Raw genomic sequence first — 20,794 nt, forward strand, 5'->3', positions numbered from 1 at the left:
TTTTATCGTCTGCCCCGACGCAGGGCCTTGAGCTGTGAGTACGTGAGAGTGATCGTCCACTCGCGGGTCTGCGGGAGCCTCCAGCGTCGCCAGTGCGCCATGGCGGTGAACACGAGTCCCACGATGATGGAGGCGCCCATGCCGAGCACCGGCTGGCCGAGGAACCAGAATCCGACGGTCACGACCGAGCACGCGAAGGCCGGGGTGGCGTACAGGTTATTGCCCCCGAAGACGCGGGGGACCAGCCCGGCGGAGATGTCACGCACCATGCCCCCGCCGATGGCGGTCATCATGCCCAGGAGGATCGCGGGCATGACCGCGAAGCCCGCGTCGAGGGTCTTGATCGCGCCGGTCGCGCTCCAGCAGCCGAGCACCATGCCGTCAGCGATGACCAGGAGCACCGACCAGGCGCGCGAATCCATGCGGAAGGCCATCGCAACGAGGGCGCCGACGATCGCAAATCCCAGGTAGTACGGGTCGGTGATGGCCACGGGGGCGCCGGAGCGCGTGGCGAGGAGGAGGTCGCGAATCATGCCACCGGCGAGCGCCGTCATGATCGCGAGGATGCAGAAGCCGACGGCGTCAAAGTTGCGTTCGCGCGCGACCTTGCCCCCGAGGATGCCGTTGAGGAGGACGCCCATCAGGTCAATAGCTCGAAATATCTCGGGCAGAGAATCGTTCAAGGCGTCTAGCGGGTGCATGGCGGTCCGAAGAGGTCGATGGGTGTCGTTCTTCACCATGGTACAGCGTTGATCCTGGTATGAGACGCCAATCTCTTGCCCGCCCTCAGGGAGTGCGTGCGGGTGCGACAATGGGCCCATGACCGCTCTCTTCGCCGGACTCACGACCCTGGACGTCCTGCATCGACTCGACCACGCTCCCGACCCGACCGTCAAGGTGACGTCCACCGGATTCACGATGGCTGCGGGCGGGCCGGCGACCAACGCGGCGGTCACCTACGCCGCGCTGTGTGCGGCATCCCGCCGCGCCGCCGCCTCTGCCGAGCGCCCCTCCTCAAGCGTCGCGCCCGGCTCGCGCGCCAGCGAACCGAGTGTCGAACGAGGCGCGGAATCGGGCGACGCGCCGCTTCTCCTCACGGCGCTCGGGGAGGGACCCGTGGCTGCCTTTCTCGCCGCCGATCTTGCCTGCGCCGGGGTGCGCGTCGCGGATGCCACCGCACGCGCGCAGCCGTCCTCGGACGGGAACGACGAGGGCACCGCTGCGGCCTCGTCGTCGGCGCGAGTCCCCGCCGTGTCGTCGATCATCGAGCATCCCGAGGGGCGGATGGTGGCCTCCACGAACGCGCGGCTCGACGTGGAGGCCGCACGCATCGCTCCGCTCCTTCCCACACGCGTCGGGGTGGTCCTCGTCGACGGGCACAATCCCTCCCTGGCGCACGAGGCCCTGACCCTCGGCATGGAGCGGGTGGAAGAGGACGCCCCCTTTGCGCTCCTTGAGGCGGAAGTGCCCCACCCGCGCATCCTCGACGGCGGCTCCTGGAAGGACTGGCTCACCTCGCTCCTTGGCCTGGTCGACATTGCCGTCGTATCCGAAGACTTCTGCCCGCCCGTGATGGCGCGCCCGAACGGGGAACAGGTCGCCGATTTCCTGCGCGGGTTCGGCATCACGCGGACGGTGCGCACCCGCGGGGAGCGTTCGGTGCAGTACTGGTGGGACGGGGCGCGCGGGGAGGTTCCGGTCCGACGCGTCGAAGATTCCTCGACGCTGGGCGCGGGCGACGCGTTCCACGGGGCCTTCGCGTGGGCCATCGAGCGCGCCGGTGACGCCGACCCGGAGGCCATCATCCGTTTCGCCTCGGCGGTCGCCGGGGTGTCGGTGTCCTCCTTCGGGACGAGGCGGTGGCGTGCTTCCCCGGAGCTGGAGGAGCTGGTGCGCGGCTGGTAGCGGCGACGGGCCCCGCGTCAGGCCAGTCGGCCCCGCGCGATCACGATGCGGCTCGGGACCCGGCGCGGCGAGACCTACCTGCCGACAGGCACCCAGCGGCTCGCCCACCGGGAGGCAACGTCACGCAGGTCGGGCAAGTTCGCGGAGTCGGAGGCATGCAGCGCCCGTTCCACGACCTCGCCCGCGACGGGCACCCCTTCGGGCGGCGTGTACCCATCAACGACGGAGTCCGGCACGGCGATCATCTCGACGACCGACCCGTCGGGCAGCATGTGGAACGCGTCGCGCGTGCGATCCAGCAGGCCGGTCTCCGAATCAAAGGAGTCGTGCGTGATGAGGACGGGAACGTCGAGGCCACTGAGCACCTCCTCGGCCGAGACCATCGACATGTCGGCCAGCGTGCGCTTCGAGATGGTGAACTGGCGGCGCACGGACTGTGAGTCGTCGGGGACGTTCGTGGTTCCGTGAAGCTCCAGATCCGACAGCTGCACCTCGGAGAACACGACGCTCCAGTCGTAGGACAGGGGCCCCAGGACCGGCGAGACCAGGATGAAGGTCTGGACTGCTGGAGGGCACGCACGCAAGGCGACGGTGGCACCAAACTCGTGGCCCACGCACACCTGGCGCTCAAACCCCTGGTCGGCCAGCCACCCCGAGGCCGAACGGAAGTCCTCGATCAGCGGCTCAAACGCGATGATCTCGTCCCCGGATTCGCCGTGGCCCGAGAAATCACAGGAGAGAGTGGCGTACCCCGCGCGGCGCAGCGCGCGCCCCAGCATGTCAAACATGCCCGACGCGTGCCGATCCGACAGAAACGTGTGAGAAAAGATCACCGCGGCGTCGCGGCAGTCCACGGGGCGCGTGAAGGTCCCGGACAGGGACACCCCCCGAGGAGTTTGAATCGTTACCCGGCTCACGCATCCAACATAGCGCTCTCGCTGCCTCCTGTGAAGCGAAAGCTCACACTGTGCACACATGTGACAAGCCCGCCCGCTCCGGACACGCCCCGCCGGAACATCGGGCGCGTGCGATCCGGCCACCGCCCCCACTAAGATGAGGACACGTACGGGCCGACGAGTCCGGCCCCGGCGCCGCCACCGCGCGCCCGGCCGCGCCGAGTCCGCCACACGCAGCGAAAGAAGGACATTCAATGGGAACCAAGACCGGGATCCTCGTCGGCATCTGCATCGGATACGTCCTGGGGACCCGAGCCGGGCGCGAGCGCTACGAGCAGATCCGCGTCGGCGTCGCAAAGCTCCGCCGCTTCCCCGTCGTCGCCCGTCCCCTTGACGCCGCGGGACAGAAGATGTCCGACATCGTGCGCGCGGGCGGGGAACAGGTCACCGACAAGGTCGCCGACGCCGTCAAGGAGCGCCTCTTCGGCGCCCCGGCCACGCCCGCATCGCCCGTCGTCGACGCGACCGCGAGCGAAGAGCCCGCGCAGCTCGGTTCTGACCGCGCGCACCGTTGAGCGCGATGAACCCCCGGGCCTCGTCGCCGGGTGAGGGAATGTCCGCCGAGCATGAGCCGACGCGCGCGCAGATCAAGCGCTGGCGTAAGCACCTGGCCGAGGAACGCATGGAGGCGCGCACCTACCGCGACCTTTCCGAGCGCCGTACGGGCGAGGAGCGGGCCGTGCTCCGCCAGCTCGAGGATGCCGAACGCCGCCACGAGGAGTACTGGCTCGCGCGCCTGGGCGAGCACGCCCTGCCCGCGCCCAAGCCTCCCCCGCGCACGCGGGCAGCCGCCGTCCTAGCCCATCTTTTCGGCACGATCTTCATCCTGGCGATGGCCCAGCGGGCGGAGCAGCGTTCCTCCCGCGACGTTGATGACGACGTGCCCGCTCACATGCAGGCCGACGAGCACATCCACGCCGAGGTGATCCGCTCCCTGGCCGCCAAGTCGCGCGAGACCCTGGCGGGCACCTTCCGCGCCGCAGTCTTCGGCGCCAACGACGGGCTCGTGTCCAACCTCGCCCTCGTGCTCGGCGTGGCGGCTTCCGGCATGGAGGCTCACGCCGTTCTACTCACCGGCGTGTCCGGCCTGCTGGCGGGGGCGCTGTCGATGGCCGCCGGAGAGTGGGTCAGCGTGCGCAGCCAGCGGGAGCTGCTGGACGCCTCGATTCCCGACCCCGACGCCCACCAGGCGGTGCCCGACCTGGATGTCAACGCCAACGAGCTCGCCCTCGTCTTCCGCGCGCGCGGCGAGACCGAAGCCGAGGCCGAGGCCCATGCCGCGCAGGTCTTCGCCAAGCTGGCCAAGCCCGCCACGGGCGAGTCCGGGGCGATCGCGGTGCGCGCCGCACTGGGGTCAGCCGCCGAATCCGAGGGCGCGGGCGAGCAGGTTGGCACGCCGATGCGGGCGGCGCTCTCGTCCTTCGCGTTCTTCGCCGTCGGAGCGTTCTTTCCCCTCATCCCCTACCTGGTGGGCGCCACGGGTGCCGCGGCGATCATCGCCGCGGCCGTGATCGTCGGCCTGGCCCTGCTGTTCACGGGCGGCGTTGTCGGCGTGCTCTCCGGGCAGTCGCCGGCGCCGCGCGCCCTGCGTCAGCTTCTGGTCGGCTACGGCGCGGCGGGGGTCACCTACCTGCTCGGGTTCCTCTTCGGCACGACGCTCGCCTAGCCGCCTGAAGCACCGACCTCGCCGCGCGCGCGGCGCCTGCGCCCATTCGAGGCGCGGGCGTGTCACACTGTGGGCATGATCTCTCTTCTGTCTCGCGCGCGCGGCGCGATGGTCGGCCTGGCGGTCGGCGACGCGCTGGGCACCACGAACGAGTTTCAGTCGGCCGATACCCTCTGCCCGATCACGGACATGGTTGGGGGAGGCGTCTTCGGCCTCGAACCCGGCCAGTGGACCGACGACACGTCGATGGCGCTGTGCCTGGCGGATTCGCTGCTGGCACAGGGGCGCTACGACTCCATCGACGTGATGGAGCGCTACGAGCGGTGGCGCCGCGAGGGCTACCGCTCGTCGACGGGGCGGTGCTTCGACATCGGGAACCAGGTGAGCCACGCGCTCGACGCCTTTGACCGCGAGGGCCGCGTGCCCAGGGGAGCCCCGCGCTCCGCCAGCGCCGGGAATGGCTCGATCATGCGTCTGGCTCCCGTGGTGATCGCGGGCTTCCCCTCGCGCGATTCGCGTGAGATCGTGGCCACCGCTGGCCTGAGCGCGCGGGAGACCCACTACTCGGTTGAGGCCGAGGCCGCCACCGAGGTGTTCGCCGCCCTGCTCGTGGGTGCTCTCCTGGGGTGGGAAGCCGACCGAATCGTTGATGTCGCGTGGGCGTCGACCGGATCCGCCTTCGACGACGTCGCCGCTCGAGTCATCAGCGCAGACCCGGCAACCCGCGCCTCGTGGGAGGCCTCGACCAGCGGGTACGTCATCGACGGGCTGCGCCTGGCGGTCCACGGCCTCCTCGATTTCTCCTCCTTCGACGAGGCCGTCCTGGCTCTGGCGAACCTGGGCGGGGACGCGGACACGAACGCCGCGATCTACGGGCAGCTGGGTGGGGCTTTCTTCGGGGTTGAGGCGATTCGACCATCGTGGCGTGATCTGATCCACGACGGCGATCAGATCGACGCGCTGGCGCGGGACCTGATCGGGCTGGACCTCGGCGAGCCGCGCACACGCTTCGATGAGGACCTTCCCGCCGGGCCATTCTCCTCGCCGACATGAGTGCCGGTCGGCCCCACCCGGTTCCGAGCGACTACACTGGCCGCATCATGCCTGACTCTCGTCCCCGAACGCCGCCTTCTCGCACGCCGGGCGCACGTCGCGCCGCAGACAGCGCCGGGGCACGCCGCAGGCGCCCCGCGAGGACCGCCGCTCGCCCATTCACTCCCTTTTCTCCGGAGCAGCTGGCGCAGCGGGCCGCGGCGATTCCCCTGATTTCCTTCCCGGACCTTCCGGTGAGCGCTCGCCGCGACGAGATCGCGAGCGCCATCCGCGACCACCAGGTGATCATCGTGTCGGGTGAGACCGGGTCGGGTAAGACGACGCAACTGCCCAAGATCTGCATGCAGCTGGGGCGCGGGGTCGCCGGGATGATCGGGCACACGCAGCCGCGTCGTTTGGCTGCGCGCTCCGTGGCGGACCGCATCGCGCACGAGCTCGGCCAGTCGGTGGGCCGCGACCCGGGGCAGGTCGTGGGCTATCAGGTGCGTTTCACGGACGAGGTGGGTCCCACGACCCTCGTGAAGCTCATGACGGACGGCATCCTCCTGGCGGAGATTCAGTCGGATCCGATGCTGCGCCGATACGACACTCTCATCATCGACGAGGCCCACGAGCGTAGCCTCAATATCGACTTCATCCTGGGGTACGTGGCTCGCCTGCTGCCCGCGCGCCCGGACCTCAAGGTCATCATCACCTCCGCCACGATCGATTCGGATCGTTTCGCCCGACATTTCGGCACGTGGGAGGGGGAGGTCGGCCGGGGCCGCCCGGTCGAACCGGCGCCGGTCATCGAGGTCTCGGGCCGCACCTATCCGGTGGAGGTGCGCTACCGGCCGCTGGGCCCCCAGGCGCCCTCCTCCTTCACGTCCGAGGCCTGCCCGCCCGCGGCGGACGGGGCCCCGCAGGCAGATCCGGGCGCCCGCGCCGGGGCCGAGGCAGACCCCCTCCAGCTGGTTCTGGAGGACGCGGACGACGAGCTGGCGACCCTGGGCTACGGCATGGGCGAGGACATCGACGTGGAGACCGCGATCTGTCACGCGGTGGATGAGCTGAGCGCGGAGGGCGACGGGGACATCCTGGTCTTCCTGCCCGGCGAGCGCGACATCCGCGAGACGGAGGCCGCGCTCGCCGACCACCTGAAGGGGCGGGGCCGGCGCGCGGGCGACGATAAGGGCGCCCGCCCAGGGGACATCGAGATCCTGCCGCTGTACGCGCGGCTGACGGCCGCCGAGCAGCACCGCGTGTTCGAGCCTCACCGGCTGCGGCGGGTCGTGCTGGCCACGAACGTTGCGGAAACGTCGCTGACGGTCCCGGGCATCCGCTACGTGATCGACCCGGGGTTGGCGCGCATCTCGAGGTATTCGAACAAGACGAAGGTCCAGCGCCTCCCCATCGAGCCGGTCAGCCGGGCGAGCGCGAACCAGCGCGCGGGCCGCTGCGGGCGCGTCGCCGAGGGCGTGGCCATCCGCCTGTATTCGCAGGCGGACTACCTGTCCCGCCCGCGCTTCACCGAGCCGGAGATCCTGCGCACCTCCCTGGCCAGCGTCATCTTGCAGATGGCGTCCCTGGGGCTGGGAGCCGTGGAGGACTTCCCTTTCCTGGACGCGCCCGATCCGCGGTCGGTGCGCGACGGCATCGCCCTGCTCGTGGAGATCGGGGCGCTCTCGGCGCAGGAGCGTGGCAACCCTCGTGGCCGCGGGGCGCCCGAGGGGCGGAGGGACGCACTCGCGGACCGCTCCACGTCGCACTACCGGTTGACCTCGGTGGGGAGGGACTTGGCGCGTCTGCCGATCGACCCTCGTCTGGGGCGCATGCTGCTGGAGGCCCAGCGTCTGGGGTGCGCGTCGGAGGTGCTGGTCATCGTCGCGGCCCTGTCGATCCAGGATGTGCGCGAGCGCCCGGTGGATCACCAGGGTGCGGCGGACGCCTCGCACGCGCGCCTGGCGGATCCACACTCGGACTTCATCACCTACCTGAACCTGTGGCGCTACCTGGCGGTGCAGGCGCGCGACCTGTCGGGGTCGGCATTCCGTCGCCTGTGTCGGGCGGAGTTCTTCCACTACCTGCGGTGGCGGGAGTGGCGGGACGTGGCGGGTCAGCTGCGGCAGATGGCCAGGGCCCTGGGGATGAGTGCGGGTCCGGTGGGAGAGCCTTCGGCGGCGGACGTTGTGGAGGCGGCCCGCTTCGGCGGCACCCAGGACGCGGCCGTGCGCGCGGTCCTGGCGTACGGGCAGGGCCCGGCATCCGTGGACGCGGACCAGGTGCACCGCTCCCTCCTGGTGGGTCTGCTGTCCTACCTGGGGTCGTGGGACGAGACGAAGCGCGACTACGAGGGCGCGCGCGGCACCCACTTCACGATATGGCCGGGTTCGGGCGTGGCGGGTCACCCTCACTGGGTGATGACAGCGGAGCTGGTGGAGACCTCTCGCCTCTTCGCCCGCACCGTGGCCCGCATCCGCCCGGAGTGGGTGGAGCCGGCGGCGCGCGGGCTTGTCAAGCGCTCGTATTCGGAACCGTTCTGGTCGGTCGCGAAGGGAGCGGCGATGGTCCGCGAGCGGGTGACCCTCTACGGGCTCACGCTCGCGGCGGACCGCGAGGTTCTGCTGGGGCGCCTAGGTGAGACGATCATCGACGAGGCGGTGGCCGCCTCCCGCTCTCACGCTCCGCGAGCGGGGTCGCTGGAGGCGTTGGCGGCGGGCTTGGTGTCGGCGTCGAAGGATGCCCTCTCGTCGGGTTCGTTTGAGCCGCGTCACTTCGAGGAGCTGGCGGCGGTGCGCGAGGGGCGAACCGCGCGGGAGCTGGCCCGCGAGATGTTCATCCGCAACGCCCTGGTGGATGGCCAGTGGAGGGAGCGTCACGGTTTTCAGCGCCGAAACGAGGCCCTGGTGGAGCAGGCGCGCGAGGTTGAGCGCCGCAGCCGCACCCACGGCCTCGTGGCGGACGAGCAGGCGCGCTTCCGTTTCTTCGACGACCTGATCCCCGAGCACGTCACGAGCGCGGCGGCGTTCAACCGCTGGTGGAAGGACGAGCGCCGGGAGCGCCCGGATCTGCTGATCTACCCGCCCTCCCTGCTGATGGCGCGCGAGGCGACCTCCGGCGAGGGGTTCCCGGATCGCTGGCAGTGCGGCGAGCTGTCCCTGGCCTTGAGCTACGAGTTTGCGCCGGGCAGCCCGCGCGACGGCGTGTCGATGCGCATCCCGATCGAGGTGCTTGAGCGCGTGAGCGATAAGGGCACGGATTGGCTGGTGCCGGGCATGCGCGAGGAGCTGCTGACCGAGGCGATCCGCGCCCTGCCCAAGGGCGTGCGTCGCCTGCTGGCACCCGCGCCGGACGTGGCAGCGTCGGTGGCGCGGTGGATCGAGGAGGCGGGCGACGAGCCGGTCGAGGCAGCGCCCGCCTCGGCGGACACGTCCGCGCGAGGCGAGAAGGATACGGCGAGCGACGAACCCGACCCCTTGAGCCTGGATGCGGCGATGGGGCGCCTGGCCGCGTGGGGCGCGACGTCGGGCCGCCTCTCGACCCGCAACTCCCCTGCGAAGTCACCCGGGAAGGCCGCGCGCAAGGACTCGGGGGAGCGGGTGCCCGCCCGGCAGGGTGCGCAGACGGCCGCCCCCGCGGCGCCCACGCCCCGCCCCCTCACCGAGGGGCCCATCCTGGATGCCCTCGCCCACGCGGTGCGCGTCCTGCGCGGCGTGGACCTCGGCGAGGCGGACCTGGCACACGCGCGCGCCCACCTGCCCGACCACCTGCGCATGACCTTCGTCGTCACCGACGCCTCCGGGAAGGAGCTGGGGGCCGGCAAGGACCTTGCCTACCTGCAGCGATCCCTCGCGGGCGCCGCCAACAAGGCGGTGCGCACGGCCGTGCGCGCGGCCCTCGAGGAGGCCGGCGAGAAGCAGGCACGCGGCAGAAACAAGCGCCGACGCGGCGAGGCGGACGCCGCGCGCGGTGGGGAAACATCCCCCACCCCGGGCGGCGCGAAGGACTCGGCTGGGACGCGGGCGCGCCCATCCGGGGATGCCCGGGCCTCGGCCCCCGCGCCGGATCCGGCCTTCCACGCCGACGGCATCACCGAGATGCCGACGCTGCCGCGCTCGATCACGCAGGCCTCGGGCACGATGACCCTGCGGGCCTTCCCCGCCCTGGTGCCGCAGGGAAGCGCGGCCTCGCCGGGTGTCGGCGTGCGCGTCATGGCCAGCGCCGCCGAGGCCGCCCGCGAGCACCGCGTCGGCCTCGCTCACCTGCTGCTCTCCCGCATCGCCCTGGCGACCACCCGCGTGACCACTCGCTGGACGGGCCGCGAGGCCCTCATGCTGGCGGCCTCCCCCTACCCGGACACGTCCGCCCTCGTCGCCGACGCGCAGCTGGCCTCGGCCCGCTCTCTCGTGGACGAGCTGAGCGCGCCCTCCGACGTGCGCGACCCCGAGGCCTTCGAGGCCCTCGTGGCGGCCGCGCGCGAGACGCACGAGGACCGCGTCTACCAGATCCTCTCCCACGTCGTGCGCGCCCTGGAGGCCAGCGCCGAGGCGGACGCCGCCGTGCGCTCCCACCCGCAGGCGTCGCTGGCCAGGACCGTGAGCGACGTGGCGCGCCACGGGCGCTCCCTCCTTTTCGAGGGCTTCGTCTCCGCCACACCGGCCTTCGCCCTGCCGCACCTGGCCAGGTACCTGCGCGCCGGCGCGGTCCGCATCGAGCGGGCCGCCTCCTCCCCGGGGGCGCTGGGCCGTGACCTGGAGGACATGGAGCGCATCCTCGGGGCCGAGGAGGAGATCGAGAATGCCCGCGCGGAGGCGGAGCGCAGGCCCTACGACGCCGCGACCGCCCGGGCGCTCACCGAGGCGAGGTGGATGGCCGAGGAGCTGCGGGTGTCGATGTTCGCCCAGACGCTGGGCACCCCGAACAAGGTCTCCATGAAGCGTCTTCTCGGTGTCCTGGCGGGCGCGCGATGAGGCGGCAGGAGGCGCGCGACCTCGCGCGCTCCCTCATGGACGCGTCGGGCCTGTTCGACTGGCGTTTCCGCTTCGATCACGCCAGGCGACGGGCCGGGGTGTGCACGCACGCAACGCGCACGATCAGCCTGTCGGGTCCGCTCACCGACCTCTACGATGCGGACACGGTTCGGGCGGTCATTCTCCACGAGATTGCCCACGCCCTCGTCGGTCCCACCCACGGACACGACGCCGCGTGGCGGCGCGCGGCACGCTCCCTCGGGGCTCCCGACTCGGCGCGCCTGCCCTCCTCCCTGCCCGCCCCCGACGCCCCCTGGGTGGGAACCTGCCCGCGCTGCGGCGCGACGCGGCGCCTGTACCGCGCCCCTCGCCGAGTATCCTCCTGCGGGGTCTGCTCGCGCAGCTTTGACGCATCTCGGATACTCACCTGGCGCAGGCACGGGGTTGCCGCCTCGCCCGGCGGCGCCTACGAGCGCGAGCTCGCATCGCTTCGCGCGCGGCGGTAAGGGGCAGGCCGAGCAGCCGCGGACTCCGGCGCGCGGCGAGCACGGACCCACTCGCGGGCGATACCCTTAAGGACATCACCCCTCGAGAGAAGGAAGACATGGGAACCACCGCCAGCCCCGACGCCAGCACCGCCGCCGACCGCGAAGTCCTCACCTGGCAGGGCTTTGGCGACGCTTCTCGGGAACTCACCCAGCAGATCGTTGACTCCGGGTGGGTCCCGGACCTGATCGTCGCCATCGCACGCGGTGGCCTCATCCCCGCCGGAGCCATCGCCTACGCGTTGGATGTCAAGGCGATCGGCACCATGAACGTGGAGTTCTACTCCGGCATCGGCGAGACCCTGTCGGAACCCGTCCTCCTGCCCCCGCTCATGGACGTCTCGGCGATGGACGGCAAGAAGGTTCTGGTCGTTGACGATGTCGCCGACTCGGGCAAGACGCTGAAGATGGTCATGGACCTCATCGACGAGCACGGCCTCTCCCTCGACGGCTCTTCCGCCGTGCGCGTGGAGGCACGCAGCGCGGTGATCTACAAGAAGCCCGTGTCCATCATCGATCCCGACTACGTGTGGGCACACACCTCCAGTTGGATCAACTTCCCCTGGTCGACGCTGCCCGTCATCCGGCCATGAACGGGCGGGCGGTCGACCCGGGCGGGCGGGAGTCGGGGGCCGGGAGCACCCCGGCCTCCCAGATCGCCGCGCGCATCGCCGAGGAGCTGGCCCGCCGCCTGGACTCGGGTGAGCAGGTGCGCGTCCTGGGGCTGACGGGCCCGCCCGGCACAGGCAAGACCACGATCGCCGCGGAGCTTGGGTGCATCCTGCCCCGAGTCGGCGTACCCGTCGCGGGCCTGGCCCCCATGGATGGCTTCCACATGTCGAACGCCCTGCTGGCCGCCCGAGGCCTGGCGGACCACAAGGGCGCACCCGACACCTTCGACGTCGGCGGCTACGTCGCCCTCCTGGGGCGCGTGCGCCGCGCCGACTCGCTCGTGCTCGCCCCCGACTATCGCCGCGACCTACACGAGCCCGTGGCCGCCTCGCTGCCCATCGAGCGCCGGGGCGTCGTCATCACGGAGGGCAACTACCTCGGCTTGGAGCTACCGGGGTGGGCGGACGTGCGCGGGCTCATCGACTTCCTCGTCTACATCGACACGCCCATCGAGACGCTCGCCGCCCGCCTGATCGAGCGCCACGTCAGCTGTGGCCGGGAACGCTCCGATGCCGCGCACTGGGTACGCACGGTGGACGCGGCGAACATGTCGCTCGTGGCCCGCACGAAGGAACGCGCGGACCTGGTCCTCGCCCCCGCGTGACGTGCCCCGCCCGCGCCGCCCTCCCCATCTGCGCTCGCACCGCGCGCTCGCGCGCCCCGTTGGGTAAGGTACACCTATGTTCCTCTTGATCGGCCTTCTCGGTGGCCTCATCACGGGCATCTCCCCGTGCATCCTGCCCGTCCTGCCCGCGCTCTTCCTCGGGGCCGCGGGCGGCGGGGATTCAACGCGTTCCGAGGCCAAGGCCGGTAGCCGATCCTCCGGCGCCGGGGGCGTGGATCCCGCGCTCTTCCGAGTCGCTCCGGGCGTGAGCCTGGGTGGCCCGGGTGGAACGAGCGTGAGGCGAATCGGCTCCTCGACCGCCGAGCGCGCGCCCCGCCGTCCCCTGCTGATCGTCGCGGGCCTCGTCACGTCCTTCATGCTCATCACGGTGGCCGGCTCGGCGCTGCTCTCCCTGCTTCACCTTCCCCAGACCCTGATCCGTTGGACCGGCATCGTCCTCCTCGCGGCGGTCGGCATCGGCATGATCATTCCCCAGGTGATGGAGGTGTTGGAGCGGCCCTTCGCGCGCGTGGCACCACGGGTGGCCTCCGACACGGCCGGATTTGGCCTCGGCATGGTGCTCGGGGCGGCGTTCGTGCCCTGCGCGGGCCCCGTCCTCACCTCGATCATCGTGGCCTCGAACACCGGCCAGATCACATGGCGCATCGTCGGCCTGGCCATCTCCTTCGCGATCGGCGTGTCCGCTCCCCTGCTGATTGTCGCGCTCGCCGGCTCCGGCGTCGCCGCCCGCTTCCTGTCGGCTCGCCAGCGCCCCCTGCGCATCGCCGCCGGCATCGCCATGATCGCGCTCGCCCTGGGGATCGCAACCGACGCCCCCGCCGCCTTGCAGCGGATGATTCCGGACTACACGGCGGCCCTGCAGGGCGAGGACGGGCAAGCGTGCGAGGACGGCTCCTGCGAGCCCGAGACGCAGGTGGAGGCGCGCACGGACTTCGCCCAGTGTGCTCGCGGATCCGGCAAGGATTGCGGGCATCTGCCGGCCATCGGCGCCTCGGAATGGCTCAACGCCCTGGGAGAGCCTCACGGCACCGTGACCCTCGTCGACTTTTGGTCGAGTTCGTGCGTGAACTGCGCGCGTGAGATTCCCGAGATCGAGCGCATCTACGAGAAGTACAAGGATGCTGGCCTCGTCGTGATCGGCGTGCACTCTCCGCAGCAGGCCCACGAGCGTGACGCGTCCGTGGTGAGCGGCGCCGCGTCCCGCCTGGGCATCACCTACCCGGTGGCGCTGGACCCGGACCTGGAGGCCTTCCAGGCATACGGTGCAACCGCGTGGCCGACGCACTACCTGGCCGGGCCTGACGGGCAGCTGCGCTCGGTGGGCAGGGGCACCTCGGGCCTTGAGGAGCAGGTGCGGGCGCTGCTGACCGAGGCCGGGGCGACTCTTCCGGACTAGGAGCGGAGCCCGCCCTGGGACACGATGGAGAGCAGACGGGGCGTGACGCGCTCGATGACCTTAAGGGTGTCGAGAAAGTCCTGGTGGCCTCCGTACCACGGGTCGGGCACGTCGCCGCTGCCCTCTGGGTCACAATCGCGGTACATGCAGATGAGTGGTCCCCGAGTCGGCTCCTGGCCTTTGTCGGCGGGGGTAAGGCTCCCGCGGTACGGAGTTCCGGCGCGGTCGGCCAGGCGCTGCAGCGCGCGAAGGTGTCGGCCCGTCATCGCCAGGACGAGGTCCCACTGGCCGAGCTCGGAGGCGCTGACCTGGCGCGCGCGGTGGTCGGGCACGTCGTATCCGGCGTCGCGCAGGACGCGTGCGGCGCGAGGATCGATGGGGTTGCCGCGTTCCTCGTCGGAGACTCCCGCACTGTCGACGAGGATGGGGATCCCGGCTCTCGCTGCGCTCTGTTCGGCGATGGCGTGGGCCATGGTGGAGCGGCAGATGTTGCCGGTGCACACCATGAGGATCCGGGTGGGGCGGGCGTCGGTGTTCATAGCATCCTCAGGTAGGCGGCAACCGCGTCGGCGCTGTGGGAGGCGGCGCGCGCACCGTCCATGTGGAACGCCTGGTCGGCGCCGGGTTCGCACAGGTCGGAGACGGCTCGCAGGGAGATCCAGTCGACGCCTGCCGACCAGCACACTTGGGCCATCGCGCAGGTCTCCATGTCGGTGCCGATGGCGTCGGGAAAGCGACGGCGCATGGGTTCGGCGTGCTCCTGCGTGCAGAAGGAGTCGGAGGAGAGGATCCGGCCGACTCTCACCCGGTGGGGGATCACCTCGGTGAGGTCGTCCAGTCGCGCGGCCGCGGCCTCGGACGAGGCGTAGTCGACGGGCATCTGAGGGATCTGCCCCGGCGCGTATCCGAAGGCGGTTGCGTCGGCCTGCCCGTAGATGGCGGTCGTTCCGGCGGCGATGTCCCCGACGTTGATGTCGCGCGCGAGGCCGCCGGTCGTCCCCGCTGCGATGACCACGGGAGCTTCGACGAGGGCGAGGGCGCGGGCGGTCGCGCAGGCCGCGTTCGCCAGCCCGATGCCCGAGGTGACGACCAGGACGGCCTTTCCTTCCAGTTCTCCGAGGGCAAATCGCTGGGTCATGCGCGAGCCGCCCAGCACCGCCTCGGGTGTCTCCTCCTCGCCGAGGGGGGCAAGCTCGTGCAGGAAGGGTGCGGCCTCCATGTCCATGGCGGCCTGGATGACGGCGTCGACGCGGACGCGTTCGGGCATGCGCAGATTCATGCCCCCATGTTAGGCGACCGCGCTGCCCCGGGCGCGGTCGCCCCGCACGCAGCGAGGCCCCCGGAGGATTGATCCGGGGGCCTCGCGTTTCTATCGGCGTCTCAGGCCTTGCCGACGCGCTGGCGCTTGCGCGCCCACGCGCACCCGCCCGCAAGGGCGATCAGGCCGATGCCTGCCGCGACGTGGGGGTAGACGCCGTATCCGCCTGCGACGGGCAGCGTGCCCACCTGGGTATCGACGATACGGATGCCGGGGGCCCCCGCCTCACCGCTCGCGCCGGGCTGCGCCGGCAGGACGCGCACGGAGGAAAAGCCCTCATCGGGACCGAACTGCGCCGTGAGGACGGTGGTCGCGTCCGCGTCGTTTCCGACGCTGATGCGGAACGGGACGGGCCTGGGGAGAAGCGCGTGTCCGGCTGGCGCGCGTGTCTCGACGAGCCAGTAGTCGGTGTCAGGGGCCAGGGGGGCGCTCAGGAAGGTGGGGCCACCGTCGACGACGCTGACGGGCGTTCCCTTGAGTTCAGCGTTGTCGTAGATCGCGAAGGCGGCGCCCTTAAGCGGGTAGGTTCCATCGTCGTTGGGCGTGCCAACGGGTTGGGTCCCGGCCTTCTCGATGCGGATGTAGCGAGGACGCACGGGAGCGCACGCCTCGTTGTTGGCGCTTCCGTCGTAATCGTAGGGGCCACTCACCGAGTTATAGAGGCCGCGTCTGGGCGTCAGGTGCCCATTGGCGGAGGCGCACTCCAGTGCGGGCTCACTGTAACCCGGGGTCCTTTTGTTGCGCGCCACATTCATACGGATGTACCAGGTGGCCTGGGCACCCGGTTCGAGGTCCGTGCCCTCGGTGAGGGTGTAGGGGCCGTAGCGCGTTGGGGTGGCGCTGTCGAGGCCTTCCAGGGTCGTGGCGATCCTGACGGAGCGTTCCTTCAGTCCCGGAGCGAAGGAGGGGGAGTCGGCCAGTCGTCCGGTGGTTCCTTTCAGGGTCCCGTCGTTGGTGGCGGTGATGCGATAGGTGACGGTGATGTTGGGAGCGAAAGCATCCTTGACGCTTTCGATGCTCTTCTCGATGCGGATCTTGGGGGCCTGCTTCTGGTTGGTGAAGGTGCAGGTCACCGGCAGAGCCTTGGCCGAGGAGGCGGGGGGCACGGCGGAGAAGTCGATGCCGCCGGTGGCCGGGTCGCGCGTGACGTTCACTCGGTCGCCAACTCCGTTGACGCAGGTGACCTCCGAGAGCTTCCACTGCGCGGCGTTGGGATCATCGCTGACTGGCCAGGGGCCGTAGTAGCCGGGCTGGCCGGGTGCGATCGGGTTCTTGCCGGGGATCGTGGGGCCGGTCTCAGCGACGATGAACTGGGACTTTCCGGGGATGAATGACTGGTATCCGCTCAGAACCGTGCCGCCGTTACCGTAGGCGGTGGGCTTGAGGGAGAAGTCGGAGAATGATCCGGGGCTAATGTAGGTGTCAGCCTGGGCCTCGTTGGGCAGGGGCGCTCCCTCGGGAGCCTTCCAGTCGCCAGCGGGCAGGGTCGTGAAGTTGAAGGAGGGGATCTCCTCGCCGGGGGCTCCGGAGTCCTCGGTGACGTTCTTCGCGATGCGCAGGAATCGCTCCTGACGGAACTCTCCGTAGAGGCAGCCAAACGAGGTCTGATTCTCCTTCGTGGTGAAGGTGTTGACGGGAGCCGAGTCCGCCGGGGGCTGGGCGGGGCAATTGCCGTCGGCGCTGGGCACGAAGCCCCACAGGAAGAGGCGGTAGGGGATGCCGTCAACGACGAGGGTGCGGTCCGAGGTGGTCTTATTCACGGTGAGCACGTCGTCAGATTCGGGCGTGTGCCCCGGAACATCCACGTAGTTGGGGTAGTAGTTCGGCTGGTCGGTGTAGATGTCGTAGTTGCCGTAGCCCGGGCCCACGTGCTGGAAGCAGAACCAGGTGTTCTCCCCGTATCCGCGGATGAGGGCGTAGTAGGGTGCCTCCGCGGGGCACGAGCGGGCGGAGTACGCCTGCGAGTAGTACCTGTAGGCTCCGCCCTGATGCGCCACGGCGGTCGTGTCGTTATCGTTGGTGGTCTCGTGCTGGTCGAAGGGGAAGGATTCTTCGAGGTCTCCGATGCGAATGTCGAAGGAGGCGTGCACGTAGTGAATCGCCGACCAGATCGGGAAGTTGTTGTGTCGGACGGTGCCGATCAGGAAGGTGCTGTTGAGCGCGGACTTGCCGGGGTTGTTGGGCTTGTAGCCCAGGGCGCTCGTGGTCGAGGCAGAGATGACGTTGTCCCTGTACTCCCCCTGGTAGCCGTAGGGATTGATGTGGTAGTCCCACGCGACGCCTCGGGTGATGTAGGACCAGTAGTCGCCACGCTTGGCGACGTCGGCCTTCAGCCAGCGCTGGGCCACGCCCGGCTGGTGAGCCTGCGAGTACTGGTTGCGGTCCCTGGAGTCGTAGACGCTCATGCCGCGCACGACGCCGAAGAATGCGTGGTCGGCGACGGCGGTCGTGCGGTCGGTCGGAGAGTCGTTGAGAATGGCGGGACCGATGCGTCCCTCGGTGCGATCGAAGACGACCTCGTCTGATCCGGCGCTTTCGAGAGTCGGGCCGGCCTGGGCCGGGGGGGCCAGCAGGCCGGGTAGCGCGGCGAGTGCGGCAAGCGCGGCGATAATCAGGACCCGCACGCCGTATCGACGAGGCGTGATCGCGGCCCTCGCATGTCGCACAATGCGGGCGTTGGGGCGATACTGCATCAGTTCTCCAAGTGTCTTCTACGGTTCTAAGGTAATTATATTTGTTCGGACAACAAGCGCGCTAGTGAGCTTACTCGCCAATTGACACTTCGGGCGCTTCCGCGCCATCGGCAACCTCCAGCGCTTCCGGCGTCTGCGTCGCTTCCAGCGTTTCCTGGGACCGCTTGCGGGAGCGCAGCCAGATCCATCCGGCGACGCACAGGATCACCACGACGGAGGCGAGGACGGCGATCATCCAGGGCTGCAGGACGCGGGGGTGAACCTGCGCGGCCTCCGCCTGTGCGCTCGCGTCGTCCATGGGGACCCTTTCGCCCGTCACGAGGAGGCGGTGCGTGTTCACCCCGTAGGGCGTGCACGTGATGAGGGTGGCCAGGTCCTTACCCTCCACCTTGTTCAGGGATTCGGTCTCGTTGGGCAGCACCACGCGAATGTCCGTGACCTGGTACTTCAGGTGGCGTCCGGCGGTCTCGATGTAGAAGTACTCGCCCATCTGCACGCTCGTGAGCTCGTCGAAGATGGTGGCCGTCCCCAGGCCCGTGTGACCGGTGAGGACGGTGTGGGTCGACTCCCCGCCCACGGGCAGCGCCGTACCGAAGAGATGGCCGACCCCCTTGTCGAGGGTCGCCGTGTCGGTGCCGTGATAGATCGGAAGATTGACGTTGATGGACGGGATCTTGACGGTCGCCATGACGTCGTTCAGGTCGAGCTGGGAGAGATACTCCTGGTACTGGGCGGTGTCGGGGCGCTGCGCATCCAGCCAGGGGTCCAGGATGGGCGCCTCCGCCGCCTCACGGTTGTATTCGTCGGCGCGCCGAAGGTTGTCGGCGACAGCGTCGGGGCCAAGCTCCTCGGCGACCGCGCTGAACTGCTCGGCGATCTGGGCCTGGCGGTGGTTGTTGTACTGGGTGGCCAGGACGGGGTAGAGCAGGACGAGGATGCCGGCAAGCAGGAGAACGGGGGGCGCGATGGCGAGAAGACGCACCTTGAGCGGGGTCTTCGACTGATCGGACGCTTGGTTGCTCACGCGTTCTCCATTCGTGCTGGCACCCCAGCAGTGTCATTGGGTCCTCGCCTCGAAGGAGGCGGATGGTCGTCGCATGCACGGGGGTGCGGCCTGCGGACCGCACCCCCGTGTGCTATCGCGGATCAGGCCTCGGCCTGCTCCTTGCGGCGCTTGTTGGCCAGCACGATCGCGCCGGAGCCCGCCACGAGGAGGGCACCCGTGCCGATGAGCACGCCGACACCGGCGGCACCGGTCAGCGGCAGGTTGAATCCGCCGTTCTTCGGCACGTCCTTGACGGTGGTCTCGAGGGTGTACTTGTTAGCCTCGGTGGAGTTGGACGCCAGGATCTGGAAGGCGATCGGGCGGGACTGCAGCTCGAAGCCGTCGGGAGCCTTGGTCTCGACCAGGCAGTAGTAGCCGGGGTCGGCCACTTCCTCGTTGTCCTCCCAGTCGTTGTTGCGCAGGCCGTCGATCGTGACCTTGCCCTGGTCGTCGGTCACGAAGGTGTCCTTGCCGTCCACGGTCAGCTTGGTGTCGAGGGAGGCATCCACCGACTCGAAGTTGTTGGCGGGCTTGGTGGCAGGCTTGCACTTGTAGACCTGGAACTCGGCGCCCTGGAGCTTCTTGGTGTCGTCAACGGAGGAGGTCTTGGTGATCGTCACCTTGCCGAACTTGGAGACGACCTTGGCGTTCGGGTAGTCCGGCGGGGGAACCTCGCCGCTGCCGGGCTTCCAGTTGTTGGCGGGAGCGCCGGGCAAGAGGATGGCCTTGTTCTCGACCAGGCCCTCGTCGCCGATCTTCTCCTTGAGGGTGCCCTCCAGCGACATGACGATCTTGGTGTCGTTGCTCTTGCGCTGGGCGATCATCTTCTTGCGGCCGGCCTCGGTGAACTCGGCGGTCCAGAACTTGGTCTTGCCGTCCTTGCCCACGGCGGGGATCAGGGTGTAGTCGTCGCCCTTGACCAGGTCGACCTCGCCGTCCTTGGCTTCGACCATGCGCAGCGTGATCTGATTCTCGGGCAGGTCCACGCGCTTGTCGTACTGGTCGACGACGTTGTAGTAGTCCACGACCGGGGCGTCGGGCACGTCGGCGGTGATCGTGTAGGAGATCGGGGAGCCGACGGCGGGCGTCTGGGCGTCGTCAACCTCCTTCTCGACGTTGACCTTGGCGTTCTTCGGGTAGGCGTGAACGTCGTAGACCCACTTGTTCAGCTCGGTGGGGTGCGTCATCGGCACCGTGATGATGAAGGGGCGCGAGCCGGTGTATCCGGCGGGGGTCTGGGTCTCGGTGACGATGTAGGCGCCGAGCGCGAGGCCGTTGAAGGTGGCGAGGCCGTCAGCACCCGTGGTCTGGGAGACGGCGGCTCCGACGCCGTCGGCGCGGGCTGCCTCGATGGCGGCGGCGTTCGCCGAGATCTTCTCGTCGCCCTTGCCCTTACGGTAGTTGGCGAGCTTCTCCCAGCCCTCCTGCTTGGTCAGGTCGACGGAGGTGAGCTTCTCGACGGTGAAGGTCGCGCCGGCCAGCGGCGCACCGGTAGCGCTCGGATCGACGAGGCCGTTACCTTCCTTGGTGCCGTTGTCGTCCTGCTTGACCAGCTTGTGGATGGTGATCGAGCCGGTCTTGGCGGCGTCGAGGTCGACCAGGGAGGGCGCACGCTCGGTCGTGGCGGCCAGGCCGAAGGTGGGGGTCGCCTGCGACGCGGCGGCGGGCAGGGCCAGCGCGCCGACGGCGACGGCAAAGGCCGCGAGCAGGCTCAGGCTGCGGCGGGTCTTCGTGGTGCTCATTGGTTTCCTTATTCTCCTGTGTGTGATGTGTGAGACGTAAGTCTTCAACGGGAGGCTGACGCCCCCGAGCGCGAGCGGAAGCGTCGTCCCGCGAGCACGTCGGCATCGCCGGCTCTTGACAGCTCGCCGGTCACGCCATCGCCGCGGGTCGGCACGGCCGCGACGAGGGTTCATCCACAACGATCGGGCGTTCGCCGACGAGACGCGATCATTCAAGCGACTCGCGACC

General features: G+C 69.9%; 16 protein-coding genes. 9 read left to right on the forward strand and 7 right to left on the reverse strand.

Annotated elements, in window-relative coordinates; translation table 11 throughout:
- Positions 1-2 precede the first annotated feature (2 nt).
- On the reverse strand, positions 3-701 hold the full coding sequence (locus HMPREF9006_RS05945) for a trimeric intracellular cation channel family protein (protein ID WP_034232182.1): 699 nt from the start codon (positions 699-701) through the stop codon (positions 3-5).
- Between the two features lie 118 nt (positions 702-819).
- Here HMPREF9006_RS05945 and HMPREF9006_RS05950 point away from each other — a divergent pair, with 118 nt between their 5' ends.
- A complete protein-coding gene (locus HMPREF9006_RS05950) occupies positions 820-1,905 on the forward strand; it encodes a PfkB family carbohydrate kinase (protein ID WP_009212669.1) in 1,086 nt (361 codons plus the stop codon).
- Positions 1,906-1,979: 74 nt separating this feature from the next.
- Here the strand turns inward: HMPREF9006_RS05950 and HMPREF9006_RS05955 are convergent, their stop codons facing one another.
- Positions 1,980-2,822 (reverse strand): alpha/beta fold hydrolase, encoded by an 843-nt coding sequence (locus HMPREF9006_RS05955; protein WP_034231254.1) that lies wholly within the window; start codon positions 2,820-2,822, stop codon positions 1,980-1,982.
- Between the two features lie 233 nt (positions 2,823-3,055).
- Between HMPREF9006_RS05955 and HMPREF9006_RS05960 the strand changes: the two genes are divergently transcribed.
- The 8 genes from HMPREF9006_RS05960 (at position 3,056) to HMPREF9006_RS05995 (ending at position 13,767) form a co-directional block, all read left to right on the forward strand.
- The gene (locus HMPREF9006_RS05960; RefSeq protein WP_009212671.1) at positions 3,056-3,376 is read left to right on the forward strand and encodes a hypothetical protein; all 321 of its coding nucleotides are present in this window, start codon (positions 3,056-3,058) and stop codon (positions 3,374-3,376) included.
- 38 nt (positions 3,377-3,414) lie between these two features.
- On the forward strand, positions 3,415-4,527 hold the full coding sequence (locus tag HMPREF9006_RS05965) for a VIT1/CCC1 transporter family protein (protein ID WP_156794397.1): 1,113 nt from the start codon (positions 3,415-3,417) through the stop codon (positions 4,525-4,527).
- Positions 4,528-4,602: 75 nt separating this feature from the next.
- Positions 4,603-5,580: an ADP-ribosylglycohydrolase family protein gene (locus HMPREF9006_RS05970; RefSeq protein ID WP_034231260.1), complete on the forward strand. Its 978-nt coding sequence runs from the start codon at positions 4,603-4,605 to the stop codon at positions 5,578-5,580.
- 47 nt (positions 5,581-5,627) lie between these two features.
- Positions 5,628-10,529 carry a DUF3418 domain-containing protein gene (locus tag HMPREF9006_RS05975; RefSeq protein ID WP_083806972.1) on the forward strand — a complete coding sequence of 1,634 codons (4,902 nt, stop codon included), beginning with the start codon at positions 5,628-5,630 and terminating at the stop codon, positions 10,527-10,529.
- Complete coding sequence (locus tag HMPREF9006_RS05980; RefSeq protein WP_009212675.1) at positions 10,526-11,035, forward strand: SprT-like domain-containing protein; 510 nt, start codon at positions 10,526-10,528, stop codon at positions 11,033-11,035. The genes HMPREF9006_RS05975 and HMPREF9006_RS05980 overlap by 4 nt, the downstream gene beginning before the upstream one ends.
- Positions 11,036-11,133: 98 nt before the next feature.
- Complete coding sequence (locus tag HMPREF9006_RS05985) at positions 11,134-11,667, forward strand: phosphoribosyltransferase (RefSeq protein WP_009212676.1); 534 nt, start codon at positions 11,134-11,136, stop codon at positions 11,665-11,667.
- A complete protein-coding gene (locus tag HMPREF9006_RS05990; protein ID WP_034231263.1) occupies positions 11,664-12,350 on the forward strand; it encodes a phosphoribulokinase in 687 nt (228 codons plus the stop codon). Before HMPREF9006_RS05985 ends, HMPREF9006_RS05990 begins: the two co-directional genes overlap by 4 nt.
- Positions 12,351-12,426: 76 nt before the next feature.
- The gene (locus HMPREF9006_RS05995) at positions 12,427-13,767 is read left to right on the forward strand and encodes a redoxin domain-containing protein (protein WP_009212678.1); all 1,341 of its coding nucleotides are present in this window, start codon (positions 12,427-12,429) and stop codon (positions 13,765-13,767) included.
- Here the strand turns inward: HMPREF9006_RS05995 and HMPREF9006_RS06000 are convergent.
- The 5 genes from HMPREF9006_RS06000 to HMPREF9006_RS06020 all read right to left on the reverse strand — a co-directional run bounded on the left by HMPREF9006_RS06000 (position 13,764) and on the right by HMPREF9006_RS06020 (position 20,565).
- Positions 13,764-14,306 carry a low molecular weight protein-tyrosine-phosphatase gene (locus HMPREF9006_RS06000; RefSeq protein WP_009212679.1) on the reverse strand — a complete coding sequence of 181 codons (543 nt, stop codon included), beginning with the start codon at positions 14,304-14,306 and terminating at the stop codon, positions 13,764-13,766. The two genes, HMPREF9006_RS05995 and HMPREF9006_RS06000, sit on opposite strands and share 4 nt — an antisense overlap.
- Positions 14,303-15,046, reverse strand: coding sequence for a 5'-methylthioadenosine/S-adenosylhomocysteine nucleosidase (gene mtnN / locus HMPREF9006_RS06005; RefSeq protein ID WP_009212680.1), 744 nt, complete (start codon positions 15,044-15,046; stop codon positions 14,303-14,305). The genes HMPREF9006_RS06000 and mtnN overlap by 4 nt, the downstream gene beginning before the upstream one ends.
- Before the next feature lie 101 nt (positions 15,047-15,147).
- A complete protein-coding gene (locus tag HMPREF9006_RS06010) occupies positions 15,148-17,778 on the reverse strand; it encodes a SpaA isopeptide-forming pilin-related protein (RefSeq protein WP_009212681.1) in 2,631 nt (876 codons plus the stop codon).
- 70 nt (positions 17,779-17,848) lie between these two features.
- A complete protein-coding gene (locus HMPREF9006_RS06015; protein ID WP_009212682.1) occupies positions 17,849-18,802 on the reverse strand; it encodes a class C sortase in 954 nt (317 codons plus the stop codon).
- Between the two features lie 122 nt (positions 18,803-18,924).
- The gene (locus HMPREF9006_RS06020; protein ID WP_009212683.1) at positions 18,925-20,565 is read right to left on the reverse strand and encodes a SpaH/EbpB family LPXTG-anchored major pilin; all 1,641 of its coding nucleotides are present in this window, start codon (positions 20,563-20,565) and stop codon (positions 18,925-18,927) included.
- Between the last annotated feature and the right edge of the window lie 229 nt (positions 20,566-20,794).

This window comes from Actinomyces sp. oral taxon 180 str. F0310 (genome assembly GCF_000185285.1).
Taxonomy (GTDB): Bacteria; Actinomycetota; Actinomycetes; order Actinomycetales; family Actinomycetaceae; genus Pauljensenia.